This is a genomic window from Bradyrhizobium canariense (assembly GCF_019402665.1).
Lineage (GTDB): Bacteria > Pseudomonadota > Alphaproteobacteria > Rhizobiales > Xanthobacteraceae > Bradyrhizobium > Bradyrhizobium canariense.
Window position 1 is genome coordinate 183178 of the sequence record NZ_VSST01000015.1, and the last position, 22905, is coordinate 206082.

Annotated in this window: 23 protein-coding genes and 2 riboswitches; of the genes, 17 read left to right on the plus strand and 6 right to left on the minus strand. The window is 67.2% G+C overall.

Going from position 1 to position 22905, the window contains the following annotated elements; translation table 11 throughout:
• Window positions 1–5: 5 nt before the first annotated feature.
• On the plus strand, window positions 6–1700 hold the full coding sequence (locus tag FXB41_RS07605; protein ID WP_219681021.1) for a ShlB/FhaC/HecB family hemolysin secretion/activation protein: 1695 nt from the start codon (window positions 6–8) through the stop codon (window positions 1698–1700).
• 18 nt (window positions 1701–1718) lie between these two features.
• Here FXB41_RS07605 and bluB read toward each other — a convergent pair whose 3' ends face one another.
• The 3 genes from bluB to cobU are packed head-to-tail and all read right to left on the minus strand — an operon-like array spanning window position 1719 to window position 3638.
• Window positions 1719–2351 carry a 5,6-dimethylbenzimidazole synthase gene (bluB, locus tag FXB41_RS07610; RefSeq protein ID WP_219681022.1) on the minus strand — a complete coding sequence of 211 codons (633 nt, stop codon included), beginning with the start codon at window positions 2349–2351 and terminating at the stop codon, window positions 1719–1721.
• A 4-nt stretch (window positions 2352–2355) separates the two neighbouring features.
• On the minus strand, window positions 2356–3138 hold the full coding sequence (gene cobS, locus FXB41_RS07615; protein ID WP_219681023.1) for an adenosylcobinamide-GDP ribazoletransferase: 783 nt from the start codon (window positions 3136–3138) through the stop codon (window positions 2356–2358).
• Window positions 3135–3638 (minus strand): bifunctional adenosylcobinamide kinase/adenosylcobinamide-phosphate guanylyltransferase, encoded by a 504-nt coding sequence (gene cobU / locus FXB41_RS07620; protein WP_219681024.1) that lies wholly within the window; start codon window positions 3636–3638, stop codon window positions 3135–3137. Before cobU ends, cobS begins: the two co-directional genes overlap by 4 nt.
• Window positions 3639–3759: 121 nt before the next feature.
• On the opposite strand from cobU, the gene cbiB reads away from it, so the two are divergent.
• Together cbiB and cobD are read left to right on the plus strand one after the other, a co-directional pair.
• A complete protein-coding gene (gene cbiB, locus FXB41_RS07625; RefSeq protein WP_311985805.1) occupies window positions 3760–4698 on the plus strand; it encodes an adenosylcobinamide-phosphate synthase CbiB in 939 nt (312 codons plus the stop codon).
• A gap of 11 nt (window positions 4699–4709) precedes the next feature.
• Window positions 4710–5672 carry a threonine-phosphate decarboxylase CobD gene (gene cobD / locus FXB41_RS07630; RefSeq protein WP_219681025.1) on the plus strand — a complete coding sequence of 321 codons (963 nt, stop codon included), beginning with the start codon at window positions 4710–4712 and terminating at the stop codon, window positions 5670–5672.
• Here cobD and FXB41_RS07635 read toward each other — a convergent pair.
• Window positions 5661–7109 (minus strand): cobyric acid synthase, encoded by a 1449-nt coding sequence (locus FXB41_RS07635; protein WP_219681026.1) that lies wholly within the window; start codon window positions 7107–7109, stop codon window positions 5661–5663. The genes cobD and FXB41_RS07635 overlap by 12 nt on opposite strands.
• 10 nt (window positions 7110–7119) lie before the next feature.
• On the minus strand, window positions 7120–7755 hold the full coding sequence (gene cobO, locus FXB41_RS07640) for a cob(I)yrinic acid a,c-diamide adenosyltransferase (RefSeq protein ID WP_007593167.1): 636 nt from the start codon (window positions 7753–7755) through the stop codon (window positions 7120–7122).
• A gap of 40 nt (window positions 7756–7795) precedes the next feature.
• A riboswitch (cobalamin riboswitch) is annotated at window positions 7796–8013 on the plus strand.
• A 95-nt stretch (window positions 8014–8108) separates the two neighbouring features.
• Between cobO and FXB41_RS07645 the strand changes: the two genes are divergently transcribed.
• The 7 genes from FXB41_RS07645 to cobJ are packed head-to-tail and all read left to right on the plus strand — an operon-like array spanning window position 8109 to window position 16040.
• The gene (locus FXB41_RS07645; protein ID WP_007593166.1) at window positions 8109–8492 is read left to right on the plus strand and encodes a DUF1636 family protein; all 384 of its coding nucleotides are present in this window, start codon (window positions 8109–8111) and stop codon (window positions 8490–8492) included.
• Complete coding sequence (cobW, locus tag FXB41_RS07650) at window positions 8489–9538, plus strand: cobalamin biosynthesis protein CobW (protein ID WP_219681027.1); 1050 nt, start codon at window positions 8489–8491, stop codon at window positions 9536–9538. Before FXB41_RS07645 ends, cobW begins: the two co-directional genes overlap by 4 nt.
• On the plus strand, window positions 9538–12786 hold the full coding sequence (gene cobN / locus FXB41_RS07655; RefSeq protein WP_219681030.1) for a cobaltochelatase subunit CobN: 3249 nt from the start codon (window positions 9538–9540) through the stop codon (window positions 12784–12786). Before cobW ends, cobN begins: the two co-directional genes overlap by 1 nt.
• A complete protein-coding gene (cobG, locus tag FXB41_RS07660; protein WP_219681032.1) occupies window positions 12783–13946 on the plus strand; it encodes a precorrin-3B synthase in 1164 nt (387 codons plus the stop codon). Before cobN ends, cobG begins: the two co-directional genes overlap by 4 nt.
• Complete coding sequence (locus FXB41_RS07665) at window positions 13946–14575, plus strand: precorrin-8X methylmutase (RefSeq protein WP_007593162.1); 630 nt, start codon at window positions 13946–13948, stop codon at window positions 14573–14575. Before cobG ends, FXB41_RS07665 begins: the two co-directional genes overlap by 1 nt.
• A gap of 2 nt (window positions 14576–14577) precedes the next feature.
• Window positions 14578–15309, plus strand: coding sequence for a precorrin-2 C(20)-methyltransferase (locus FXB41_RS07670; protein ID WP_219681034.1), 732 nt, complete (start codon window positions 14578–14580; stop codon window positions 15307–15309).
• Window positions 15306–16040 carry a precorrin-3B C(17)-methyltransferase gene (gene cobJ, locus FXB41_RS07675; RefSeq protein ID WP_219681036.1) on the plus strand — a complete coding sequence of 245 codons (735 nt, stop codon included), beginning with the start codon at window positions 15306–15308 and terminating at the stop codon, window positions 16038–16040. Before FXB41_RS07670 ends, cobJ begins: the two co-directional genes overlap by 4 nt.
• Here the strand turns inward: cobJ and FXB41_RS07680 are convergent.
• Window positions 16016–16762 carry a cobalt-precorrin-6A reductase gene (locus tag FXB41_RS07680; RefSeq protein WP_219681037.1) on the minus strand — a complete coding sequence of 249 codons (747 nt, stop codon included), beginning with the start codon at window positions 16760–16762 and terminating at the stop codon, window positions 16016–16018. The two genes, cobJ and FXB41_RS07680, sit on opposite strands and share 25 nt — an antisense overlap.
• Between FXB41_RS07680 and cbiE the strand changes: the two genes are divergently transcribed.
• The 7 genes from cbiE to cobF all read left to right on the plus strand — a co-directional run bounded on the left by cbiE (window position 16761) and on the right by cobF (window position 22900).
• The gene (gene cbiE, locus FXB41_RS07685; protein WP_219681039.1) at window positions 16761–17942 is read left to right on the plus strand and encodes a precorrin-6y C5,15-methyltransferase (decarboxylating) subunit CbiE; all 1182 of its coding nucleotides are present in this window, start codon (window positions 16761–16763) and stop codon (window positions 17940–17942) included. The genes FXB41_RS07680 and cbiE overlap by 2 nt on opposite strands.
• Window positions 17939–18307: a cobalamin biosynthesis protein gene (locus FXB41_RS07690; protein WP_219681041.1), complete on the plus strand. Its 369-nt coding sequence runs from the start codon at window positions 17939–17941 to the stop codon at window positions 18305–18307. Before cbiE ends, FXB41_RS07690 begins: the two co-directional genes overlap by 4 nt.
• On the plus strand, window positions 18304–19086 hold the full coding sequence (gene cobM / locus FXB41_RS07695) for a precorrin-4 C(11)-methyltransferase (RefSeq protein ID WP_007593150.1): 783 nt from the start codon (window positions 18304–18306) through the stop codon (window positions 19084–19086). Before FXB41_RS07690 ends, cobM begins: the two co-directional genes overlap by 4 nt.
• Window positions 19086–20396, plus strand: coding sequence for a cobyrinic acid a,c-diamide synthase CobB (locus FXB41_RS07700; RefSeq protein WP_219681042.1), 1311 nt, complete (start codon window positions 19086–19088; stop codon window positions 20394–20396). The genes cobM and FXB41_RS07700 overlap by 1 nt, the downstream gene beginning before the upstream one ends.
• Window positions 20393–21124 (plus strand): uroporphyrinogen-III C-methyltransferase, encoded by a 732-nt coding sequence (gene cobA / locus FXB41_RS07705; RefSeq protein ID WP_219681044.1) that lies wholly within the window; start codon window positions 20393–20395, stop codon window positions 21122–21124. Before FXB41_RS07700 ends, cobA begins: the two co-directional genes overlap by 4 nt.
• A 45-nt stretch (window positions 21125–21169) precedes the next feature.
• Window positions 21170–21389, plus strand: a riboswitch (cobalamin riboswitch).
• Window positions 21390–21426: 37 nt separating this feature from the next.
• Complete coding sequence (locus FXB41_RS07710) at window positions 21427–22104, plus strand: energy-coupling factor ABC transporter permease (protein WP_007593143.1); 678 nt, start codon at window positions 21427–21429, stop codon at window positions 22102–22104.
• A gap of 46 nt (window positions 22105–22150) precedes the next feature.
• The gene (cobF, locus tag FXB41_RS07715) at window positions 22151–22900 is read left to right on the plus strand and encodes a precorrin-6A synthase (deacetylating) (RefSeq protein ID WP_219681046.1); all 750 of its coding nucleotides are present in this window, start codon (window positions 22151–22153) and stop codon (window positions 22898–22900) included.
• The last annotated feature ends 5 nt before the right edge of the window (window positions 22901–22905 follow it).

The following is a 22905-nucleotide window of genomic DNA, read 5'->3' on the forward strand; positions in this document are numbered from 1 at the left end:
CAGGGATGCGGATTCTGGGGGCAGCGTTAGGGCTTGGGCTGGCAGCGTCGTGCATCGCCCCCGCGCGGGCGCAGATTCCGTCGATCAATCCCGGCGTGATCCAGAACGACGTCGACCGGCAACGCCGGCAGCTCGAACAGCAGAGCGCGCCGCCCAAGCTCAACGGGCCGGCGGTGATTGGCGGCGAGCGGGAGAAGTCCCAGCTCCTGAAGCCGGGCGGGCCGAAATTCCGCCTGCACAAGGTCGAGTTCGACGCCTCCAAGTTCATTACGCCGGCCGAGCTCGACGAGATCGCGAAGAAGTACGTCGGCAAGAACGTCGACATCGCCTCGCTGTTGCAGCTCGTCGCCGACATCAACGCCCTCTATACCGAGCGCGGCATCGTCACGGGCATTGCGACGCTGCCCGAGCAGGATGCCAATGGCGGCATCGTCCGCATCAAGCTGACCGAAGGCCGGCTCCAGAAGACGACCATCGAGGGCAACAAGCAGACCCGCCCCGACTACATCCTTCAGCGCGTGAAGGAGCCCGAAGGCGAGGTCCTCGACGTTCCAAAACTCAATCGCGATGTGATCTGGTTCAACCGGACCAACGACGTGCAGATCAAGGCTCTGCTGCAGCCCGGCACCAGCTTCGGCCTGACCGATCTCCAGTTCGCCGTGATCGAGCCGCCGGTCGACACCTTGCAGCTCTTCACCGACAACCAGGGCGCGGAGAATACCGGGCGTTGGGAGGGTGGGGCCTTCTACAAGCGCCACGGCCTGTTCGGTGTCGACGACCGCCTGACCTTCTACGGCGTCCGTTCCGAGGGCAATCTCAACGGCAATGTCGCCTACAGCATCCCGGTCAATCCCTGGGGCGGCCGCGCCGGTGTCAGCTATACCGAAGGCAAGATCAAGATCATCCAGGGACCGTTCGTCGCGCTCGACGTCACCGGACGCTCGAGCCAGGCCGCGGTCAATTTCAGCCAGCCGGTCTGGGTGACCCAGAACTGGCTGGTGCTGCTCAACGCCGCGGAGACCGAGGGCAAGACGGTCAGCCGCTTCGCAACGGTGGCCGTGACCCAGGATCATTACGACAAGGCCACGGCCGGCCTCTCGGTGACCAATTCCGGCAATACCTATTCGATCACGGTTTCGCCTGCGGTGAACTACATCGCATGGCAAGACCACGTGCTCGGCAACAACCGCGCGTTCAACACCTATACCGGCTCCATGTTCGCGACCAGCGCCGCGGGGCCTGCAAATTTCAGCACCAACGTGCTGGCGAGCTGGCAGTACACACAGGAAAAGCTGCTGCCGGGCGACCAGATCTTCTCGATCGGTGGTCCCACCACCGTGCGCGGTTATCCCTCCAACTCGGCGTCCGGCGACAGCGGCTACTATTTCAACGCCGAGCTGCACTACAACTGGTCGCAATGGCTCCGGGGTTTCGACACTTACATCTTCACCGACTGGGGGGCGGTGTACTCGACGTTTCCGGGAATCACCGAACTGGGCTCGGTCGGCGTCGGCTTCTCCTGGACCTACGCCTCGTTCATGACGTTCGAGGCGAATTACGCGACGCCGCTGAAGATGGCGGTCTCGACCCAGCACCACTACGAGGCCTATGGCCGCGTCGTTCTCCGGCCGTTGTTGATGTTCCAGAAGCAGGAAAGCCCCGCGCCGGTTGCGGCCGTGGCCGGCAGGAGCAAGTCGTAGGGCGTATGGGGCACGCGCTTAACGCCGCAGTGTGAATTCTTCCGCGCCGCGCCGCTGCTCCCACTTCGCCTGTTCCAGCTCGGGCCGGTCGCATTCGACTTCCGGATAACCGATGCAGAGATAGGCGATGAATTTCCAGGTGTCCGGCACGTCAAGAATGGCGTGGATGCGATCCGGATGGAGGATCGATACCCAGCCAAGCCCGATGCCCTCGGCGCGCGCGGCGAGCCACATCGCGGTGATCGCCGCGACCACCGAATATTCCGTCGTCTCCGGCATCGTCGCGCGGCCGAGGCCGTGACCGATGTCGCTGGCCTTGTCGGCGAACACGGCGAGGTGCCCCGGGGCCTGTTCGAGGCCCGATAGTTTCAGCGTGGCATAGCGCGCTGCGCGTTCACCGGCATAGGCATTCAGCGCGTCGGCGTTGCACGCTTTGAAATCGTCGACCACGGCGCGACGCCGCGCGACGTCGTCGACGATGACGAAGCGCCAGGGCTGGCTGAGTCCGACCGAGGGCGAGAGACAGGCCGTCTCGATCAGGCGATCGATGGCGCCGTCAGGCAACTGATCGGCGCGAAAGCGGCGCACGTCGCGGCGCCACACGAACAGCTCGCGCAAGTGCTGGCGGAAGGCGTCGTCGAATTCGACCATCGCGTCACCCTCCGATCTGGAAAGCTGCGGCAACCAGGAGGATCAAAATCTCGCCGGTCTGCTCGAACGCGCCGAGGATGTCGCCGGTCTGCCCGCCAATCTGGCGGATGGCAAGTCGCGCCAGCATCAAGCCGGCGAGGGAGAGCAGGATCAGGCTCACCAACGCCTTGCCGGGCCCAAGCGTGAGCGTGAGCGTGAGGATTCCAACAGCGAATGCGATCGCAACGCTGCCGCCCGGCGGTGATCCGGCGCTCGCCGATAGGCCGTCAGGTCGCGCAGGTGCGACCTGCGACATGAAGGCCGGCAAGCCCGCGCGGGCCGCAGTATGCGCAGCGCACAGCGCGAGCGCGACCGCCCACGGATTGGCGATCGCCGCGAGCGCGCTCCAACGCAGGCCGAACGACAGGATCAGCGCGCAGACGCCATAGGTGCCGATCCGGCTGTCGCGCATGATCTCGAGCTTGCGCTCGCGCGTGCGGCCGCCGCCGAGCCCGTCGGCCGTGTCGGCAAGGCCGTCCTCGTGCAGCGCGGCGGTGATAAGGGCGGTCGCGGCCAGCGCGAGCAGGGCGGCAAGGTTCGGTGTCAGACCGAACCGGCTCGCGACCTTGTAGACCAGGGCGCCGGCAAGGCCGACCAGCAGTCCCGCCACGGGCAGCGCCCAGGTCGCGCGCGCGACGGCGCCGTCAGCTGCGGGCTTCGACGATGCCACGGGGAGGATCGTCACGAACGATGCCGCGATCCTGAAATCGGCGATGACGTCCTGAAAGAATTCGGCGCGCGGCATCATTTTAATTTCATCGGCAGGCCGGCGACGACGAACTCGGCCTCGTCGGCAACGGCCGCGATGGCCTGGTTCATGAACCCGGCGGCGTCGCGGAAGCTCCGCGCCAGCGCATTGTCGGGGACGATGCCGAGGCCGACCTCGTTGGTCACGAGAACGACGGGGCTTTTCAGCCGGGGCAGGGCACCGGCAAGCTCCTTGATCTCGCGTTCCCAGTCGCGCTCCGTATGCATGAGGTTAGAGAGCCACAGCGTCAGGCAATCGACGAGCCGCGCGCCGCCGCCGTCGCTTGCGACCAGCGCGGGAACGAGATCGAGCGGCACTTCGCGTTCGATCCAGTCTGTTCCGCGGCGCGCGCGATGCCCGGCAATGCGCGCCTCCATTTCGGCATCGAGAGCCTCGGCCGTCGCGACATAGACCGGCTGCCCAGGAAAGGCGCGCGTGCGCATTTCCGCACGCTTGCTCTTGCCCGATCGCGCTCCGCCCGTGATCAAGATGATGGCCATAACGGTCTCCTGTGGGCCTGACTAATCACCAAACGCGGCCAAAAACAAAGCCGAAATCCGCCAATCAGGGGCTTGCGCTCCGGCCACCCTTTGCGCAACAGGGGCAGGACAGGAGACGGGTGTGGGTTTTGCGGGTGCGATGGCGGTTGCGATGGTGGCGGATGCCCTGTTGGGCTGGCCGTCGTGGTTGTTCGCGCGCATCGGCCATCCCGTCACCTGGCTGGGCCGGCTGATCTCTGCCATCGACACCGCCTGGAATCGACCGTCCGATCCGCCGGCATTTCGCCGCGCCGCGGGTCTCGCCGGAGCGCTCGCGGTGATCGCGCTCTCGGTCGCGCTCGGCTGGGCGCTTCAGTCCCTGCTTCCCTTGGGGATCCAGGTCGTGCTGGTCGGCGTCCTCGCCTGGCCGCTGGTCGCGCTGCGCTCGTTGCTCGACCACGTTGCTGCCGTCGCAAATCCCATGCGGGCCGGTGACATCGCCGCCGCGCGCGACGCGGTCTCGCGCATCGTCGGCCGCGATCCCCTGACGCTCGACGAGGCCGGCATCGCGCGCGCGGCGATCGAGAGCCTCGCCGAGAATGCGTCCGACGGGATCGTCGCACCCGTGTTCTGGGGCGCGCTGTTCGGTCTTCCCGGCATTTTGGGTTACAAAGCGATCAACACGCTGGACTCCATGATCGGCCATCGCTCCGAACGCCACGAAGCTTTCGGCTGGGCCGCGGCGCGCATCGACGACGTCGCCAATTTCGTTCCGGCGCGGCTGACCGGATTTCTGTTCGTGCTGTTGGCGCCACGGCGATCAGAGGCGCTGTCCTGCATGACGCGGGATGCACGCCGTCACCGTTCGCCCAATGCCGGCTGGCCGGAAGCAGCGATGGCGGGTGCGCTTGGTGTGCGGCTCAGCGGTCCGCGGATCTATCACGGCAGCACCACGAACGAGCCATGGCTGAATGAAGGTGCGCGCGATCCGCTTGCCGCCGACATCGATCGGGGATTGACGGTCTACCGCCGCGCCATGCTGCTGCTCGCCGGCCTCCTTGCGATCCTGGCCTTCGCGTGAAAGAACAGCGCATGCGCGAGCACGGTGGAAATCTCGATCAGGCCCAGCAGCGGTTCGGCGGTCGCGCGGAGGACTGGATCGATCTGTCGACCGGGATCAACCGCCTGCCTTATCCCGTGGGCGAGGTGAGCTCGCGCGCGTGGACCGCGTTGCCCTCGCGCGGCGAAATCGAGGCGCTGCATCAGGCGGCGCGGCACGCTTACCGCACGAGCGCGGCGGTTGTCGCGCTCGGCGGCGCACAGGCCGCGATTCAACTGCTGCCGCAACTCGCGCCGCCCGGCCGCGCGCGCATCCTCGCGCCGACCTACAACGAATATGCCGGGGTCCTCTCGGCTGCGGGCTGGGAGGTCCAGGAGGTCGGGGAGCTCGACGCACTGGCGGGCGCGGACCTCGCCATTGTCGTCAATCCCAACAATCCCGACGGCCGATGCCACACACCAAGGGATTTGCTGTCACTGCTGCCGCGCGTCGGTCGTCTCGCCATCGACGAGAGTTTTGCCGATGTGGCCCCGCAGCTTTCGCTTGCATCCGAGGACCGGCCGGGGCTGCTGATTTTGCGCTCCTTTGGAAAGTTTTATGGCCTTGCCGGCCTGCGGCTCGGCTTCGCGCTCGGCAATTCCTCCGACATCGCCAGGCTTGCGGCGATGTCGGGGCCTTGGCCGGTCTCGGGACCGGCGATCGCGATCGCTTGCCGCGCTCTGCATGACGATGCCTGGGCCGAGGCCACGTCCGCGCGGCTGGCGCGAGACTGCGTTCGCCTCGACGGCATGGTGCGGTCGCAAGGCTGGACGCTCGTTGGCGGCACGCAGCTGTTTCGTCTCTACGAGACGCCTGACGCGCTTGCCGCGCAGGAGAAGCTGGCACGTCGCCATATCTGGTCGCGCGTGTTCGCGCGGGAGCCGACATGGCTGCGCCTCGGGCTTCCGGGCGGCGAATCCGAATGGACGCGCCTTGCCGAGGCTCTAGCGCGCTAGCGCGAGCAGGCCGTCGACGTCGAGATGTTGCTCGATGTGATCGGCAAGCGCATCGAGCGCACTCTCGACCCTGGCGTGATAGGGCTCGTTGCCTGCGGGAATGTCGAGCTTCGCCAAGAACGCCTTGCGGAAATCATCCGACGTGAACAGGCCGTGCAGATAGCTGCCCTGCACGCGTCCGTCGCGTGAGATCGCGCCTTCCAGTTCGCCGTTCAGCCTTGCGAATGGCCGCGTGCGATCCGGCCCATCGGTGCGGCCGATGTGGATTTCGTAGGCCTCGATCGGCTGATCCGTCGCGGCATGCACGGCCGCGACACGCGTCAGCGTCTTCTGCGGGGTCATCACCGTCTCGACGTCCAGAAGTCCGAGACCCGGTGTATCGCCCGCGGGTCCCTCGATCCCCTCGGGATCAGTGACGCTTCGTCCGAGCATCTGATAGCCACCGCAGAGGCCGAGCACATGGCCGCCTCTGCGGTAATGAGCCAGGAGATCGATGTCCCAGCCCTGAGCGCGCAGAAAGGCGAGGTCGCCGCGGGTGGATTTCGAACCGGGAATGATGACGAGCCTGACGTCGCCGGGAATTGCCTCGCCCGGCCGCACCATCACGAGATCGACGCCAGGCTCGAGCTTGAGCGGATCGAGATCGTCGAAATTGGCGATCCGCGACAGCGCGAGACAGGCGATCTTGCATTGGCCCGGCTTGCGCGCATCGCTCAGGCCCAGCGCATCCTCAGCCGGCAGCTCGCCGGCGCGCGCGAACCAGGGCAGCACGCCGAAGCCGCGCCATGCGGTCTTTTCTTCGATCAGCTTATAGCCGTCGTCGAACAGCGTGGGATCGCCGCGGAACTTGTTGATGACAAATCCCTGGATCATCGCGGCATCATCCGGGTCGATCACCGTCTTGATGCCGACGAGTTGCGCGATGACACCGCCGCGGTCGATGTCGCCGACCAGCAGGACCGGCACGCCAGCCTTGCGCGCAAAACCCATATTGGCGATGTCGGCCTTGCGCAGGTTCACCTCGGCCGGACTGCCGGCGCCTTCCACCAGCACGAGATCGGCGCGCGCCTTCAGCCGCTCGAAGCTCTCCAGCACCGCAGCCATCAATGACGGCTTCATCGCCGCATATTCGCGCGCACGCGCGGTCGCGATGCGTTTTCCTTGCACGATCACCTGCGCGCCGACATCGGTCTCGGGCTTGAGCAGCACCGGGTTCATGTCGGTGTGCGGCTCGACGCCGGCGGCGAGCGCCTGGAGCGCCTGCGCGCGACCGATCTCGCCGCCGTCGACCGTGACGGCAGCATTGTTGGACATGTTCTGCGGCTTGAACGGGAGCACGCGCAGGCCGCGTCGCACAAAGGCGCGCGCGAGGCCGGCGACGATGAGCGACTTGCCCACGTCCGAGCCGGCCCCCTGGATCATCAATGCGCGCGCCATCGCGAGTTTCTTAGAATTCGACGCCGGCTTGCGCCTTGATGCCGGAGCGGAAGGGATGCTTGATCAGCGTCATCTCGGTGACGAGATCGGCGATCTCGATCAGCTCGTCCTTGGCGTTGCGCCCGGTGAGCACGACATGCGTCATCGGTGGCTTCGAGGTCACCAGGAAATCGACAACTTCGGCGATGTCGAGATAATCGTAGCGCAGCGCGATGTTGATCTCGTCGAGCACGACCATGCGGAGATTCTGGTCGAGGATCAGCTCCTTGGCCTTCTCCCAGCCGGCACGCGCAGCGGCGATGTCGCGGGCGCGGTCCTGCGTCTCCCAGGTAAAACCCTCGCCCATGGCGTGGAATTGGCAGAGGTCGCCGAAATGGCCGGTGAGCATGCGGCGCTCGCCGGTGTCCCAGGCGCCCTTGATGAACTGCACGACCGCGCAGGGGAAGCCATGGGCGACGCAGCGGACGATCATGCCGAAGGCCGAGGACGACTTGCCCTTGCCGGCGCCGGTGTGGACGATGATGAGGCCCTTTTCGCCGCTCTTGGTCGCCATGATTTTGTCGCGGGCGACCTTCTTCTTCGCCATTTTCGAGGCGTGGCGGGCGTCGGTTTCGTCGGCCGTCTGGGTATCCGGTTCTGACGTCATCGGACGGGGTCCTTCGGCTTGACAAGAGGCGGTCGGGGGCAAATGGTGGCCCGGCGTTGGTTCCTGTCCTACGACAGGCGAAGAGGGAATGCGATAGGGGCCGAATCGGCAAGATTTGGTTCCAAAATGCAGCCGCCCCCGCGACCGTGACCGGAGAGATGCCCGAAGCCACTGATCCCCTGGGGATCGGGAAGGCGGGGATCGAAGGGGAAACCCTGCTCCGCAAGCCGGGAGACCTGCCAGCGCGGACGATTTTGGACCGGCGGACGGGGTGTTCCGCGACGGGGAAACGGGCCTTCGCAAGAACGGTTCGTGGGCCTCATCGCTTCCCGCTGTTTATTCTGGAAGAAGCGATGACCGTCACACTTCATGTCTGCATTACCTGCCGCGCCGGCCAGACGCTTGGCGAGGGCGAGACGACGCCGGGCAAGCGCCTGCATGGTGCGATCCTTGAGGCCGGTGTGCCCGACGGCGTCACCGTGGTTCCCGTCGAATGCCTGTCTGCATGCAACCAGGGTTGCTCGGTCGCGCTCAGCGCGCCCGGCCGCTGGTCTTATGTCTACGGCCGTCTGTCGGATGCGCATGCGAGCGACGTGGTTGCGGGCGCCGCGGCCTATGCGGCCGCGCCCGATGGCCTCGTGCCCTGGCGCAGCCGCCCGGAGATCTTCCGCAAGCAATCGCTTGCCCGCATTCCCCCCATTCTCACCTTGGCCGTCGTGCCGGAGGCCGCCGAATGAATTCGCTCGCAAAAGTCCCGGTCACGGTCGTCACGGGCTTTCTCGGCTCCGGCAAGACCACGCTGATCCAGCATCTGCTTGCCAATGCCAACGGCAAGAAGCTCGCGGTGCTCGTCAACGAGTTCGGCAGCGAGGGCGTCGATGGCGAGATTCTGAAATCCTGCGCCGATGCGAATTGCCCGGAAGAGAACATCATCGAGCTCGCCAATGGCTGCATCTGCTGCACCGTCGCCGACGATTTCATTCCGACCATGGAGAAGCTGCTGTCGCGCCCGGTGCGCCCCGATCATATCCTGATCGAGACCTCGGGCCTGGCGCTGCCCAAGCCGCTGTTGAAGGCGTTCGACTGGCCGGAGATCCGTTCGCGGATCACGGTCGATGGTGTGATCGCGCTCGCCGACGCCGAAGCTGTCGCCGCCGGCCGTTTCGCGCCCGATCCTGACGCCGTCGAGGCGCAGCGTGCGGCGGACGAGAATCTCGACCATGAGACGCCGCTGTCGGAAGTGTTCGAGGACCAGATCGCCTGCGCCGACATCGTGCTGCTGACCAAGGCGGATCTTGCGGGCGCGGCAGGGCTCGAAGCCGCCAAAGCGGCGATCACCGCCGAGATGCCGCGCCGCGTGCCGATGCTGGCGATCACCGACGGCGCCATCGACGCGCGCCTCATCCTCGGCCTCGGTGCTGCCGCCGAGAACGATCTCGCCGCGCGTCCCTCGCATCACGACGGCGAGGAGGATCATGAGCACGACGATTTTGCGTCGGTCGTGATCGATCTTCCCGAGGTCACCGATATCGACGCGCTGGTTGCATCCGTTCAGCGGCTGGCGCGCGAGCAGAATGTGCTGCGCGTCAAGGGTTACATCGCGATGGAAGGCAAGCCGATGCGCCTCTTGCTGCAAGCGGTCGGCGAGCGCGTGCGCCACCAGTTCGACAAGCCCTGGGGCGCGGGTGCGAGGCAGTCAAAGCTCGTCGTGATCGGCGAGCACGGCGATATCGACGAGGCCGCAATCAAGGCGGGACTTGGTCTTTCAGGATCTGGTATCTGATGCACGTCGTCTTCCGCGAGAGCCGCGGTCTCGAGGAGACCGCGATACCAAGGGACATCGGCCAGGACCCGGCCGATCTCGTGGTGCTCTCGTATTCGGATTCCGATCTAGCGGCGTTCGCGGCCGGTTGGCGCCGTGGTCGCGACAGCCTGCCGTCGCTACGCCTCGTCAATCTCGCCGAACTGCGTCATCCGCTCTCGGTCGACACCTATATCGAGCGCACGCTTGCGCAGGCGCGCGGCATCCTCGTGCGTCTGATCGGTGGGGAATCCTATTGGCCATATGGGCTCGCGGCCCTGCAGCAACTCGCGAAGCAGCGCGGCATCGTGCTGGCCGTGCTGCCGGCCGACGGCCGCGATGACACGCGGCTGGATGCCTATTCGACCCTGCCGGTCTCGACATTGCGGCGGCTCAAGGTGCTCTGCGACACCGGTGGCCCTGTCGCGTCGCAAGCCGCAATCGCGCAGCTTGCGTTGGCTTCGGGCCTCTATGCGGGACCTATTATCGGCGAGATGACCGTGCCGGAGATGGGCTTTTACGATCCGGCGCGCGGTGTCATGGCGACGCCGCAGGCCCGCGAAGGGAAGCCGCACGCACTGGTGATCTTCTATCGCTCCTATCTCACCGCCGCGGACACTGGCCCGGTCGATGCCCTGATCGCGGCGCTGCGCGAGAAGGGGTTCGACGCGCACGGCGTCTTCGTCACCTCGCTGAAGGCTCCAGGCGTTGCGGATTGGTTGCGGGTGCATCTTGCGCAAAATCCTCCGGCCGCGATCGTCAATGCGACGGCGTTCTCGGCGATGAGCGACGACGGCACGACGCCGTTCGACGCCGCATCCTGCCCGGTGTTCCAGGTCGCGCTCTCCACGGCACGCCGCGAGGATTGGGCGAGCTCGCTCCGCGGCCTGTCGCCCGGCGACCTCGCGATGCATGTGGTGCTGCCCGAGGTCGATGGCCGCCTGTTTGCGGGCGTGGTGAGCTTCAAATCGGCCGCGATGCGCGATCCCGATCTGCAATTCTCGCATCTGGCACACAGGCCCGACGAGGAGCGCGTGAAGGCCGTCGCCGCGCGCGTTGCGGCCTGGCAGCGCCTTTCAGAGAAGCCAGCCGCCGAAAAGCGGATGGCGCTCGTGCTCTCGAACTATCCGGGCCGCCCGCATCAGATCGCGCATGCGGTGGGGCTCGATGCGCTGGCCTCGGTCGAAGCCATGGTGTCCGACCTCGCGGAGGTTGGCTTCGATCTTTCGCCGGTCCATGCGCTCGGCGAGACTCTGCTCAAGCGGACCTTGAGCTGGAGCGTCGCCGATTACCGCGCTGCGCTCTCGCGCCTTCCGCAAGTCTTGCAGGATGACCTCGCGCAAGCCTGGGGCGTGCCGGAGACCGATCCGGGTTGTCGCGACGGCGCGTTCCATTTCGCGGCGGTTCAATGCGGCCGGTCGATCATCGCGGTTCAGCCGGAGCGCGGCGATGCGGCGACGCGCGATGCCGACTATCACGATCTCGCGCGCACGCCCCGCCACGCCTATGTCGCGTTCTATCTCTGGCTGCGCGAGCAGGGCTGTGATGCCGTCGTGCATATGGGCGCCCACGGCACGCTGGAATGGCTGCCGGGAAAATCCGTGGCACTGTCGCAGGCGTGCTGGCCGGAAGCCCTGATTGGCGATTTGCCCGTGATCTATCCCTTCATCGTCAACGATCCCGGCGAGGCCGCGCAGGCCAAGCGGCGCCTGGGTGGCGTCACGATCGGCCATCTGCCGCCGCAGCTCGCCGCATCGGCGGTGCCGGACGGGCTGCGCAGGCTCGAACAGCTCCTCGACGAGTACTCGACGGCCGATGGCCTCGATCCCGCCCGCCGCCAGCGTCTGATCGCCGCAATCCGTGACGAGGCACGCGCGGCTGGCCTCGAAGACGATCTTGGCCTCGATGCAGCGGCCGCGCCGGCCGAAGCGATCCCGCGGATCGACCGCTTCGTCTGCGATCTCAAGGAAAGCCAGTTCGGCGACGGCCTGCATGTGTTCGGCCGCGGCGCCTGCGGTGAAGCGGAACGCGACGCGTTGCGGGCCGCGCTTGCAGGACGGCGCGTCGCGCCGGGGCCGTCAGGCTCGCCCTATCGCGGCCGTCAGGACGTGCTGCCGACCGGGCGCAATCTCTTTGCCGTCGATCCGCGCGCGGTGCCGACGCCGTCCGCGCATGCGCAAGGCATCAAGCTCGCGGAAGAATTACTCCGTCGTCATCTGCAGGATCATGGCGACTGGCCGAAGGGCCTTGTCGTCGATCTCTGGGGCTCGGCGACGATGCGCACCGCGGGCGAGGAGTTTGCTATGGCGCTGCATCTGGCCGGCCTCGCACCGCGCTGGGATCATGCTTCCGGCCGCGTGACCGGTTACGATATCATCGCGCCTGCGGAGCTTGGCCGGCCCCGCATCGACGTCACGCTGCGTGTCTCGGGCCTGTTTCGCGACGTCTTCTCAGGCCTCGCGCAATTGTTCGAGGCGGCAGCCGAGGCGCTGTCGGCGCGCGAGGACGAGGGCGACGAAAATCCATATCGCCATCGCACTTCGCGCGTGTTCGCGCCGCGTCCCGGACAGTATGGCGTAGGTCTCTCGGCAATCCCGGACGCCTTCACGCCCGAGACGCGCGACGCCGCCGGCGAAGCGTGGCTCTCGGCATCGTCATGGGCGTTCTCGGCCGATGGCGAGATCAAGCTCGATCGTGCCGGTATCGAGAAGCGGCTCGCATCCGCCGATGCTTTCGTGCACGTGCAGGATTTGCCGGAAACCGACCTTCTGCTCGCGGCTGACTATGCCGCGCATGAGGCCGGCATTGCGGCCGCCGCAGCCCGTCTCGGCGCGGCAGGGCCATCGCTCTATCATCTCGACGCGACGCGCCCCGAGCAGCCGCACGCGCGTACGCTGACCGAGGAAATCTCCCGTGTCGTCCGCGCGCGCGCGGCCAACCCGGCCTGGATCGCGGGCATGATGCGCCACGGTTTTCGCGGGGCGGCCGAGATCACCGCAACGCTCGAGCACATGGCCGCCTTCGCGCATCTGGCCGGCGCCGTGCCGCCGCATCTGTTCGACCTCTATTACGATGCGACGCTCGGCCATGACGACGTCCGCGCCTTCATGGCTCGCGAAAATCCGGCGGCACTCGCTGCGATGGAGACGTGTTTCGCGCGCCTGCATGAAGCCTCGCTCTGGCGGACGCGCCGCAATTCGATTGCGGCTGCGCTGCGGGAGGCGTCATGAGCGCTTCCGTGGTCAAGGGCTGGTGTCCCGGCGCGCTGCGCCCGATGCAATCGGGCGACGGGCTCGTGGTCCGCGTGCGTCCGTTCGGCGGACGCCTCGACGCGGCACAAATCTCCGGACTGGCCCATCTCGCCGAACGCCATGGCAACGGCCTGATCGACGTGACCAGCCGGGCCAATCTCCAGATCAGGGGCGTCAACGAGACCAGCCACAGGCTGCTGCTCGACGGCCTTTCGCAACTGGCGCTTCTCGACCCCGACGCCGACACCGAATCCCGTCGCAACATCCTAGTGACGCCGTTCTGGCGTGCCGGGGACGAGACCCAATCGCTCGCCGCCGAGCTCGAGGAGGCGCTCGCCGATAGCAAGCTCGAACTTCCAACCAAGTTCGGCTTCGCCATCGATGACGGCACCTCACGCGTGCTTGCGGGCGATTCCGCGGACGTGCGGATCGAGCGTGATCGTTCCGGCGGACTGCTGGTGCGGGCTGATGGCGACAAGCTGGGCCGCTCCGTCGCGCGTGGCGAGGCCGTAACCACCGCGCTCGCATTCGCCGACTGGTTCGTGATCTCAGGCGGCGGCAGAGGCGGGCGAGGGCGGATGGCGGCCCATCTTGCCACTGGTGCAATCTTGCCGGCGGCATTGCGCGGCGAGGCCGAGCCGGCGCCGATCATGGCCACGGCGCGTCCCGGCCTCTATGCGCAAGGTGCGATGGTCGGGGTCGCCTTCGGGCAGATGGCGCATGCGACGCTCAACCAGCTCGCCGGTTGCGGACATGCGCTGCGCATGACGCCATGGCGGATGGTTTTGAGCGAAGGCAAGCGCGCCATGCCGAACGTGACCGGTCTTATCACCGAGGCCTACGATCCCGCACTGCGCGTCATCGCCTGCAGCGGCGCGCCACGCTGTCGCGAGGCGCATGCCGATACGCGTGGCCTTGCCGCGGCCCTGGCCCCGAACATCGGCGCGGCCGCACGGCTCCACGTCTCCGGCTGTGCCAAAGGCTGCGCCCATTCCGGTCCCGCCGCCATCACTCTGGTCGCGACCGGCGCCGGCTTCGACCTCGTGCGCGCCGGGTCGACACGCGATGAGCCCATCCTGCGTGGGCTGAACCGCGACGACATTGTCCGAGATCCCTCCATCCTGATGGGAGGGCACTGATGCCGCACTCGTACGAGACCGACGGCGCGGCGATCTACCGGCAATCCTTTGCGACCATCCGGGCTGAAGCCGATCTTGCGCGCTTCACGCCGGACGAGGAGCAGGTGGTGGTGCGGATGATCCATGCCGCCGGCATGGTCGGCCTCGAAGCGCATATCCGCTTCACATCAGGCATGGCGGTCGCGGCGCGCGCGGCCTTGCAGAAGGGCGCACCGATCCTGTGCGACGCGCGCATGGTCTCCGAAGGAATTACGCGCGCGCGGCTTCCCGCGGCCAACGCCGTCATCTGCACGCTGGGCGACGAGACCGTTCCCGCGCTCGCGCAGTCCATGCGCAACACTCGTTCGGCTGCTGCCCTGGAGCTATGGCGCCCACATCTCGACGGCGCGATCGTAGCGATCGGCAACGCGCCGACCGCGCTGTTTCACCTCCTCAACATGCTGGAGGACCGGGACTGCCCGCGGCCTGCGGCGATCATCGGCTGTCCCGTCGGCTTTGTCGGCGCGGCCGAATCCAAGGCTGCGCTGATGGCCGATCCGAAGGTCGCCGCGTTGACGGTCGAGGGCCGCCTCGGCGGTTCCGCGATCACGGTCGCCGCCGTGAACGCGCTGGCGAGCCGGAGCGAATAGCGATGGGACGCATCATCTGCTGCGGTCTCGGCCCCGGCGATCCCGATATGATGAGCGTGCGCGCCGATCGCACGGTGCGCGGCGCCAGGCATGTCGCCTATTTTCGCAAGAAGGGGCGGCCCGGCCAGGCGCGCCGCATCGTCGAGGGCATGTTGGCTACCGACGTCACCGAATATCCCATGGAATATCCTGTTACGACCGAGATCGCCTTCGACACGCCTGAATATGTCCAGCTGCTTGCCGGCTTCTACGACGAATGGTCGGAACGTCTGGCGCGGCTGGCGCGCGCAGTCGACGTGGTCGTGCTCTGCGAGGGCGATCCCTACTTTTACGGCTCTTTCATGCATCTGCACACCCGCCTGCAGGGCCGCGTCGAGATCGAGGTGATCGCCGGCATTCCCGGCATGGTCGGCTGCTGGAATGGCGTGGGACAGCCGATCGCGCTCGGTGATGACGTGACGACGGTGCTCATGGGCACGCTCGCCGAAGCAGAGCTCGAACGCCGCATGCGCGATTCCGATGCGCTCGTGATCATGAAGACCGGGCGCAATCTCGCAAAGGTGCGCCGCGCGCTCGCGTCCGCCGGACGGCTGGACGACGCCTGGCTGGTCGAACGCGGCACCATGCCGGGCGAGCGCGTGGTGCGGCTCGCCGAGATCGACGCCGCCGACTGCCCCTATTTCGCGATCGTGCTCGTGCACGGCAAGGGCCGGCATCCGGACGCCGCCGAATGACGGGCACGCTGACCATCGCGGGCCTCGGACCGGGCAGCGACGCGCTGGTGACGCCCGAGGTCTCCGCCGCGCTTGCCGCCGCGACCGACATTCTGGGCTACGCACCCTATGTCGCGCGTGTGCCGCCGCGACCGGGACTCAAGCTGCATCCCTCCGACAATCGCGAAGAATTACAGCGCGCGAGCGAGGCCCTGCGGCTCGCGGCCGAAGGCGGGCAAGTCGTCATCGTGTCCTCCGGCGACCCCGGCGTCTTCGCGATGGCCTCCGCGGTGTTCGAGGCGCTCGAACAGGCGCCGCAATGGCAGGAGCTGCCGATCCGTGTGCTGCCCGGCGTCACTGCGATGCTGGCGGCTGCCGCGCGCGCCGGCGCGCCGCTCGGCCACGATTTCTGTGCGATCAATCTCTCCGACAATCTCAAGCCGTGGGCGGTGATCGAGAAGCGCCTGCGGCTCGCCGCGGAAGCCGACTTTGCCATTGCCATGTATAATCCGCGCTCGGCGAGCCGGCCGGAGGGGTTTGGCCGCGCGCTCGCGGTGCTGAACGAGGCCGGCTGCGGCGACCGCCTCGTGATCTTCGCGCGCGCGATCAGCGCCGCCGATGAAAAGATCGAGACCGTCAGGCTGAACGAAGCCCGGCCTGAGATGGCTGACATGCGCACGCTGGTGATCGTCGGCAACTCGCAGACACGCCGCGTCGGCCGCTGGGTCTATGCGCCGAGGCAGGCCCGATGACCGAGCCACTGCATGATCTCGGCCACGCTCTCGACGCGCAATCGTTCCGGCAGTTGCGGTCGCGCGATCATGATCACGGGCAGGCCGAGCCTGCGGGCTGCGTCGATCTTGGCGCGCGCGCCGTCGCCGCCCGAATTGCGGGCGACGATCCGAGTGATGCCTCGCGCGCGCAGCATCTCCAGTTCGCCCTCAAGCGTGAACGGCCCACGCGACACGATGACGTCCGCCGCGAAGGGCAGCGGCGCTTCGGGCGGATCGACGAATCTCAGCGTGTAAGCGTGCTGCGGCTTGGTCGCGAACGGTGCGATGTGCTGGCGGCCGATGGCGAGGAACACATTCGCCGGCGCCTCGGGCAGTGCGGCGACCGCGGCGTCGACATCAAATATTTTGATCCAGTCGTCGCCGGGCGCTTTGGTCCAGGGCGCACGCTCGAGAGCGATCAGCGGCGTGCCGGTTTCCGCGCATGCCGCGACCGCATTGCGGCTCATCTCGGCAGCAAAGGGATGCGTCGCGTCGATCACATGCGTGATGTGCTCGCTGCGGATGTAATCGACAAGACCGCTCACGCCGCCAAAACCGCCAATACGCGTCGGCAACGGCTGAGCGGCGGGTGCGCGGGTGCGGCCGCCATAGGAATACACGGCAGCGATGCCGGCGCGCGCGATCTCCGCCGCGAGCAGGCTCGCGTCGGCCGTTCCGCCCAGAATGAGGGCGCGTGTCATGGCTGATCCCTGGCTGACCATCATCGGCATCGGCGAAGATGGCCTTGCCGGGCTGTCCGAGGCAAGCCGAAAGGCGCTCGATGATGCCGAAACTGTCTTTGGCGGTGAACGGCATCTTGCAATGGCCGGTGTAACCGGGTGCGGCCGTCCATGGCCGGTGCCATTCGATGCAGATGTCGTGCTGAGCTGCCGCGGCCGTCCGACTGCGGTGCTCGCCTCCGGCGATCCGTTCTGGTTTGGCGCCGGCGCGAGCCTTGCCGAGAAGCTCCATGGCGACGAATGGATCGCGCATCCGGCTCCCTCGACATTCTCGCTCGCCGCCGCGCGACTAGGCTGGCGCCTTGAAGCGATTGCCTGTCTTGGTCTCCATGCCGCGCCATTCGAGCGCCTCGTGCCACATCTGGCGCACGGTGCACGCATCATTTGCCTCGTGCGCGACGCGAAGGCGGCCGGCGATCTCGCGAAATGGCTGACGGCGCGCGGATGGGGTGCCTCGGCATTCTGGACGCTCACCGCGCTTGGCGGGCCGCGCGAAAGTATCGACGCGCATCGCGCCGATAGCTTCGCAGACCGTCTTGCCGGAACTCTGGTCGCGGTGGCCGTGGAGGCGAGAGGAGCGCAGGGCCTTCCCCGCAGCTCGGGACTATCGGACGAACTCTTCGTCCATGACGGCCAGATCACTAAGCGTCCGGTCCGTGCGCTTGCGCTCTCGGCGCTGGCGCCGCGTCCCGGTGAACGGCTGTGGGACATTGGTGCTGGCTCCGGCTCGATCTCGGTCGAGTGGGCGCTGAGCGGCGGGACGGCGATCGCCGTCGAGGCGCGCGAGGATCGCGCCGCGAACATTCGCAACAACGCAGCGGCGTTCGGGTTGGCGCATCGGATCACAGTCATCGCGGGAAAGGCGCCTGAAGCCCTTGCTGCGCTGGACGGGCCTGACGCCGTGTTTATCGGCGGCGGGCTCGACATCGCGATGTTCGACGCCGTCTGGTCGCGGCTCGCATCCGGAACGCGATTGGTTGCCCATGCAGTGACGCTGGAGACGGAAGCGCTGCTGGGTGAGCTGCACCAGCGCCACGGCGGCGACTTGATCCGGGTCGAGATTGCGCATGCCACTCCGCTCGGGCGCTACCGGTCCTGGGAGGCGGTGCGGCCCGTGGTGCAATGGAGTGCGGTCCGATGAAGGTCGCCGGGCTCGGATTCAAAAAGGATGTCACGCTGGCCTCGCTGCGTGAGGCGCTTCTGGCGGCCGGCGGTCCCGAAGGCCTCGCAGCATTGGCAACGGTCAGCGACAGGGCCGACGCGGAGGTGTTGAAGCAGCTCGCGCGCGAATGCGGCGTGCCGATCAAGGCGGTCGCCGCCGAAATGCTGGCCGGCATCGACACGCCGACCCAATCAAAACTCGTTGCCGAAAAATTCGGGACGGGATCGGTCGCCGAAGCGGCGGCTCTCGCGGTGGCTGGACCTCGCGCGCGATTGATTGCGACGCGGGTGGTCTCGCAGGATCGCACCGCGACCGCGGCGATCGCGGAGGGAGACGGCGCATGACGGTGCATTTCATCGGGGCGGGGCCGGGCGCCCCTGACTTGCTGACATTGCGTGGCCGCGACCTGATCGCCGTCTGTCCGGTTTGCCTCTATGCCGGGTCGCTGGTGCCCGAAGGCGTGCTGGCGCATTGCCCGCCCGGTGCGCGGATCGTCAACACCGCGCCGCTGTCGCTCGAGGAGATCGTCGCGGAGATCGCCGCCGCACATGCTGATGGCAAGGACGTTGCGCGGCTGCATTCCGGTGATCTCTCGATCTGGTCGGCGATGGGTGAGCAGCTTCGCCGCCTGCGCACGCTCGACATTCCCTACACGGTGACGCCTGGTGTTCCCTCCTTCTCGGCCGCCGCGGCTGCGCTGGAGGCCGAGCTGACGCTGCCCGGCCTTGCCCAGACGGTGATTTTGACGCGCACACCGGGCCGCGCCAGCGCGATGCCGGAAGGCGAGAACCTCGCCGCCTTCGCCGCCACCGGCGCGGTGCTCGCCATCCATCTGTCGATCCATCTGCTCGACAAGGTCGTCGCCGAGCTGACGCCGCATTACGGCGCGGATTGCCCGGTCGCGATTGTCTGGCGTGCGAGCTGGCCCGACCAGCGCATCGTCCGCGCCACGCTCGCAACACTCGACGCTGCTGTCGGCAGCGAGATGGAGCGCACCGCATTGATCCTGGTGGGCAAGACGCTGGGCTCGGCGGATTTCTCCGAGAGCCGTCTCTATGCCGCCGATTACGACCGCCGCTACCGGCCGGTCGGCGCCGAGCCGCGCTTTCCGGAGGTGTCGTGATGGCAGCAGGGCTCGTCATCTCCGCCCCGGCCTCCGGCGTCGGCAAGACGACGCTGACGCTGGCGCTCGCCCGCGCCTGGCGCAACAGCGGATTGCGGGTGCAGTGCTTCAAGAGCGGCCCCGATTACATCGATCCCGCGTTTCATGCAGCCGCTACGGGACGCGCCTCGGTCAACGTCGACAGCTGGGCGATGGATCGCGGGACAATCTCGCATCTCGTCAGCCGCGGCATTGACGCCGATGTCGTGCTGGCCGAAGGCTCGATGGGTCTGTTCGACGGCGTCGCCGCGCGCGGCGTCTGCGGCACCGGAGCGACCGCCGACATTGCAGAGATGCTGGACTGGCCGGTGCTGCTGGTGATCGATCCCTCGGGACAGGCACAGACGGCGGCGGCGATCGCCGCAGGCCTTCGCGATTACCGCGCGGGTGTTCGCCTCGCAGGCGTCGTGCTCAATCGCGTTGCGAGTCCACGCCACGAAGCCCTCGTGCGCCGTGCGCTGCTGGATGTCGGCATCGCCGTGTTCGGTGCGCTGCCGCGACACGCCGAGATCAGCCTGCCGAAGCGGCATCTCGGGCTGGTGCAGGCCGAGGAGCAGGCGGAAATCGGCAAGCTGATCGACGAGGCCGCGCGCTTTGTCGCCGAGCATGTCGATCTCGACGCAGTGCTGCGTTCGGCCGCCACCTGGTCGCCGCAACCTGCCGTAAGCGGCGTCAACGTGACGCCGCCCGGTCAGCGCATTGCGTTGGCCCGTGACGCCGCGTTCTCCTTCGTCTATCCGCATATGCTGGAAGCGTGGCGCGCGGCGGGTGCGGAGATATCGACATTCTCGCCGCTGGCTGATGAGGACCCTGATCCGGGCGCCGATGTGTGCTGGCTGCCGGGCGGCTATCCCGAGCTGCACGCCGGCAAGATCGCGGCCAATGCGCGCTTCCGCAGCGGATTGCGCGCATTCGCCGAAACGCGCCCGGTGCACGGGGAGTGCGGAGGCTATATGGTGCTGGGCACCGCTTTGACCGACGCCGACGGCATCAGCCACGAGATGACGGGCCTGCTCGGCCTGGAAACAAGCTTTGCCAAGCGCCGCATGCATCTGGGCTATCGCCTCGCCGAGCTCACAGCGCCGATGCCGGGGCATCGGGCGGGTGCACGCCTGCGTGGCCATGAATTCCACTATTCGACGATCCTCGCGCAGCCCGACACGCCGCTCGCGGTCGTGCACGACGCGACAGGCGCCGTCATCGCCGAGACCGGCTCGCGCCGGGGACAAGCCACCGGCACGTTCTTCCATCTGATCGCGGAGGACCGGTGAGCGGTTTTGTCTCCTTCGTCTCCGCCGGCCCCGGCGATCCCGAGCTCCTCACGCTCAAGGGAGCCGCGCGCCTGCGCGAGGCCGACGTCGTGCTCTATGACGATCTTGCTTCGGGCGCGATCCTCGATCTGGCCCGGCCCGGCGCCAATCTCGTCGCGGTGGGGAAGCGGGCGGGACGGCCCTCGACCAAGCAGCACCACGTCAACCGCTTGCTGGTCGACTATGCCGTAACGGGCGCGCGCGTGGTGCGGTTGAAGTCGGGCGATGCTGGCATCTTTGGCCGGCTCGAGGAGGAGCTCGAGACGCTGCGCGAAGCGGGCATCGGCTTCGAGATCATTCCCGGCATCACCTCGGCCTGTGTGGCTGCGGCCCAGGCCGGCATTCCGCTGACCCGGCGTCACACCTCCCGCCGCGTGCAGTTCGTGACCGGGGCGGACGTCACCGGCGAGCTGCCGCCAGATCTCAATTGGGTGGCGCTGGCCGATCCGGAGGCGACGACCGTGGTCTATATGGGCCGGCGGACGTTCCCGGCGCTTGTCGTCAAATTGATCGAGCACGGCCTCTCCCCAACCACTCCGGCGGTGTTTGCCGAATCGCTCGGCCGTCCCGATGAGCGGTTGGTCCGCACCACCATTTCGGAACTTGCCGAGCAACTTGCGCGGGGCGGGGCGGCCTCGACGGCGGCCGTGATCCTGTTCGGCGCGCTGGCGGGGGATTATCCGTCATGACCGCCTCGTCCGCCCTTCGCCCCTTGACGCCCGGCCGGCGAAAGGGGCACACAGGAGAGGCATGGTGCTCGACGCGGCGCAAAGCGCCGGAGCATAATCGGGAATGGGGATGGGCGGACCCAGTTGCGGCGCTCAAAACCCCAGCCGCCCCCGCGACTGTAAGCGGTGAGGGACTTCGATCAGCCACTGGGCCGCAAGGCCCGGGAAGGCCGGAGACTCCCAGTGAACCGCGAGCCAGGAGACCGGCCGTGCACGTTTTGAGGCCAAGGCCGTCGGGTGTGACGGCAAGAAGGATCTGAGCCATGCATATCGAACCCGGACTAGTCTCGGACGCCAAGCTCGTGCTGAGTTACGCAACCGGCATCGCCGTCGGCGGTGTTGCCTTGAAGCTCGCGGTCGAGACCGTGCGCGAGCAGGGCATCACGTCGTTCGCGGCGCGGACGCTCGCCACCACGGGACTCGTGTTTATCTTCTTCGAGATCCTGCCGCACTTCCCCGTCGGCGTCTCCGAGGTGCACTTCATCCTCGGCTCGACCTTGTTCCTGCTGTTTGGCGCTGCGCCTGCGGCCTTCGGCCTCGCGTTCGGCCTGCTGTTCCAGGGCATCTTCTTCGAGCCGCCCGACCTGCCGCAATATGGCATGAACGTCACCACGCTGCTGGTGCCGCTGTTCGGGATCCAGGCGATCGCCACGCGGATCATTGCGCGCAACACGGCCTATGTCGATCTGAAGTATCGCCAGGCGCTGGCGCTTTCGACGACCTATCAGGCGGGCGTCATCGCCTGGGTGGCGTTCTGGGCGGTCTATGGCGCCGGTTTTGGCGCGACCAACCTCGTCAACATCGCGACCTTCGCGGCGTCCTATGCGCTGGTCATCGTGATCGAGCCGCTCGCCGATCTCGGCGTGCTGGCGCTGGCGAAGTCGTTGCGCGGCGTCACCGCGCCCGGCCTCGTCACCCCGCGTTTGCACAACGCGGCTTAAGTGACAAGCGAACGGGCGGCCGTCATGGCCGCCCTTCGCAGGCACGATGCTCACGCTCTCCCTGATAGGCATCGGTTGCGGCGATCCCGAGCAGCTCACGCGCGCCGCGATTACTGCCATCAACGCGGCTGATCTCGTCCTGATCCCGCGCAAGGGGACGGCCAAGTCCGATCTCGCCGATCTCAGGCGGACGATCTGCGCCGATGTGCTCGCCAGCGACACGACGCGCATTGCCGAGTTCGATCTGCCCGTCCGCGACGCCGCTGAAGCGGACTATCGCAAGGGCGTGGACGATTGGCACGATGCCGTGGCCGCTGCCTGGTCGCAGACGATCGCAGATCATCTCGAAGGCGAGGGCAATGTCGCGCTATTGATCTGGGGCGATCCCTCGCTTTATGATTCCTCGCTGCGCATCGCGCGGCGGCTCGATCCCTTGCCTGACATCAGGGTCGTTCCCGGCATCACCTCGATCCAGGCCCTGTGCGCGGCGCATGCGCTGCCGCTCAACGATATCGGCGAGCCATTTCTGGTCACGACCGGCCGTCGCTTGCGCGATGGCGGCTGGCCGCAAGGTGTCGATACAGTGGTGGTGATGCTCGACGGCGGCACGGCGTTCCAGTCGCTTGATCCGGAAGGCCTGCACATCTGGTGGGGCGCCTATCTCGGCATGGCCGATCAGATCGTCATGTCCGGCGCGCTGGCCGAGATCGGCCCGCGTATCGTCGCGGTGCGGCAAGAGGCGCGCGAACGGCACGGCTGGATCATGGACAGTTACATCCTCAAGCGCAGGCCGTGAGGCAA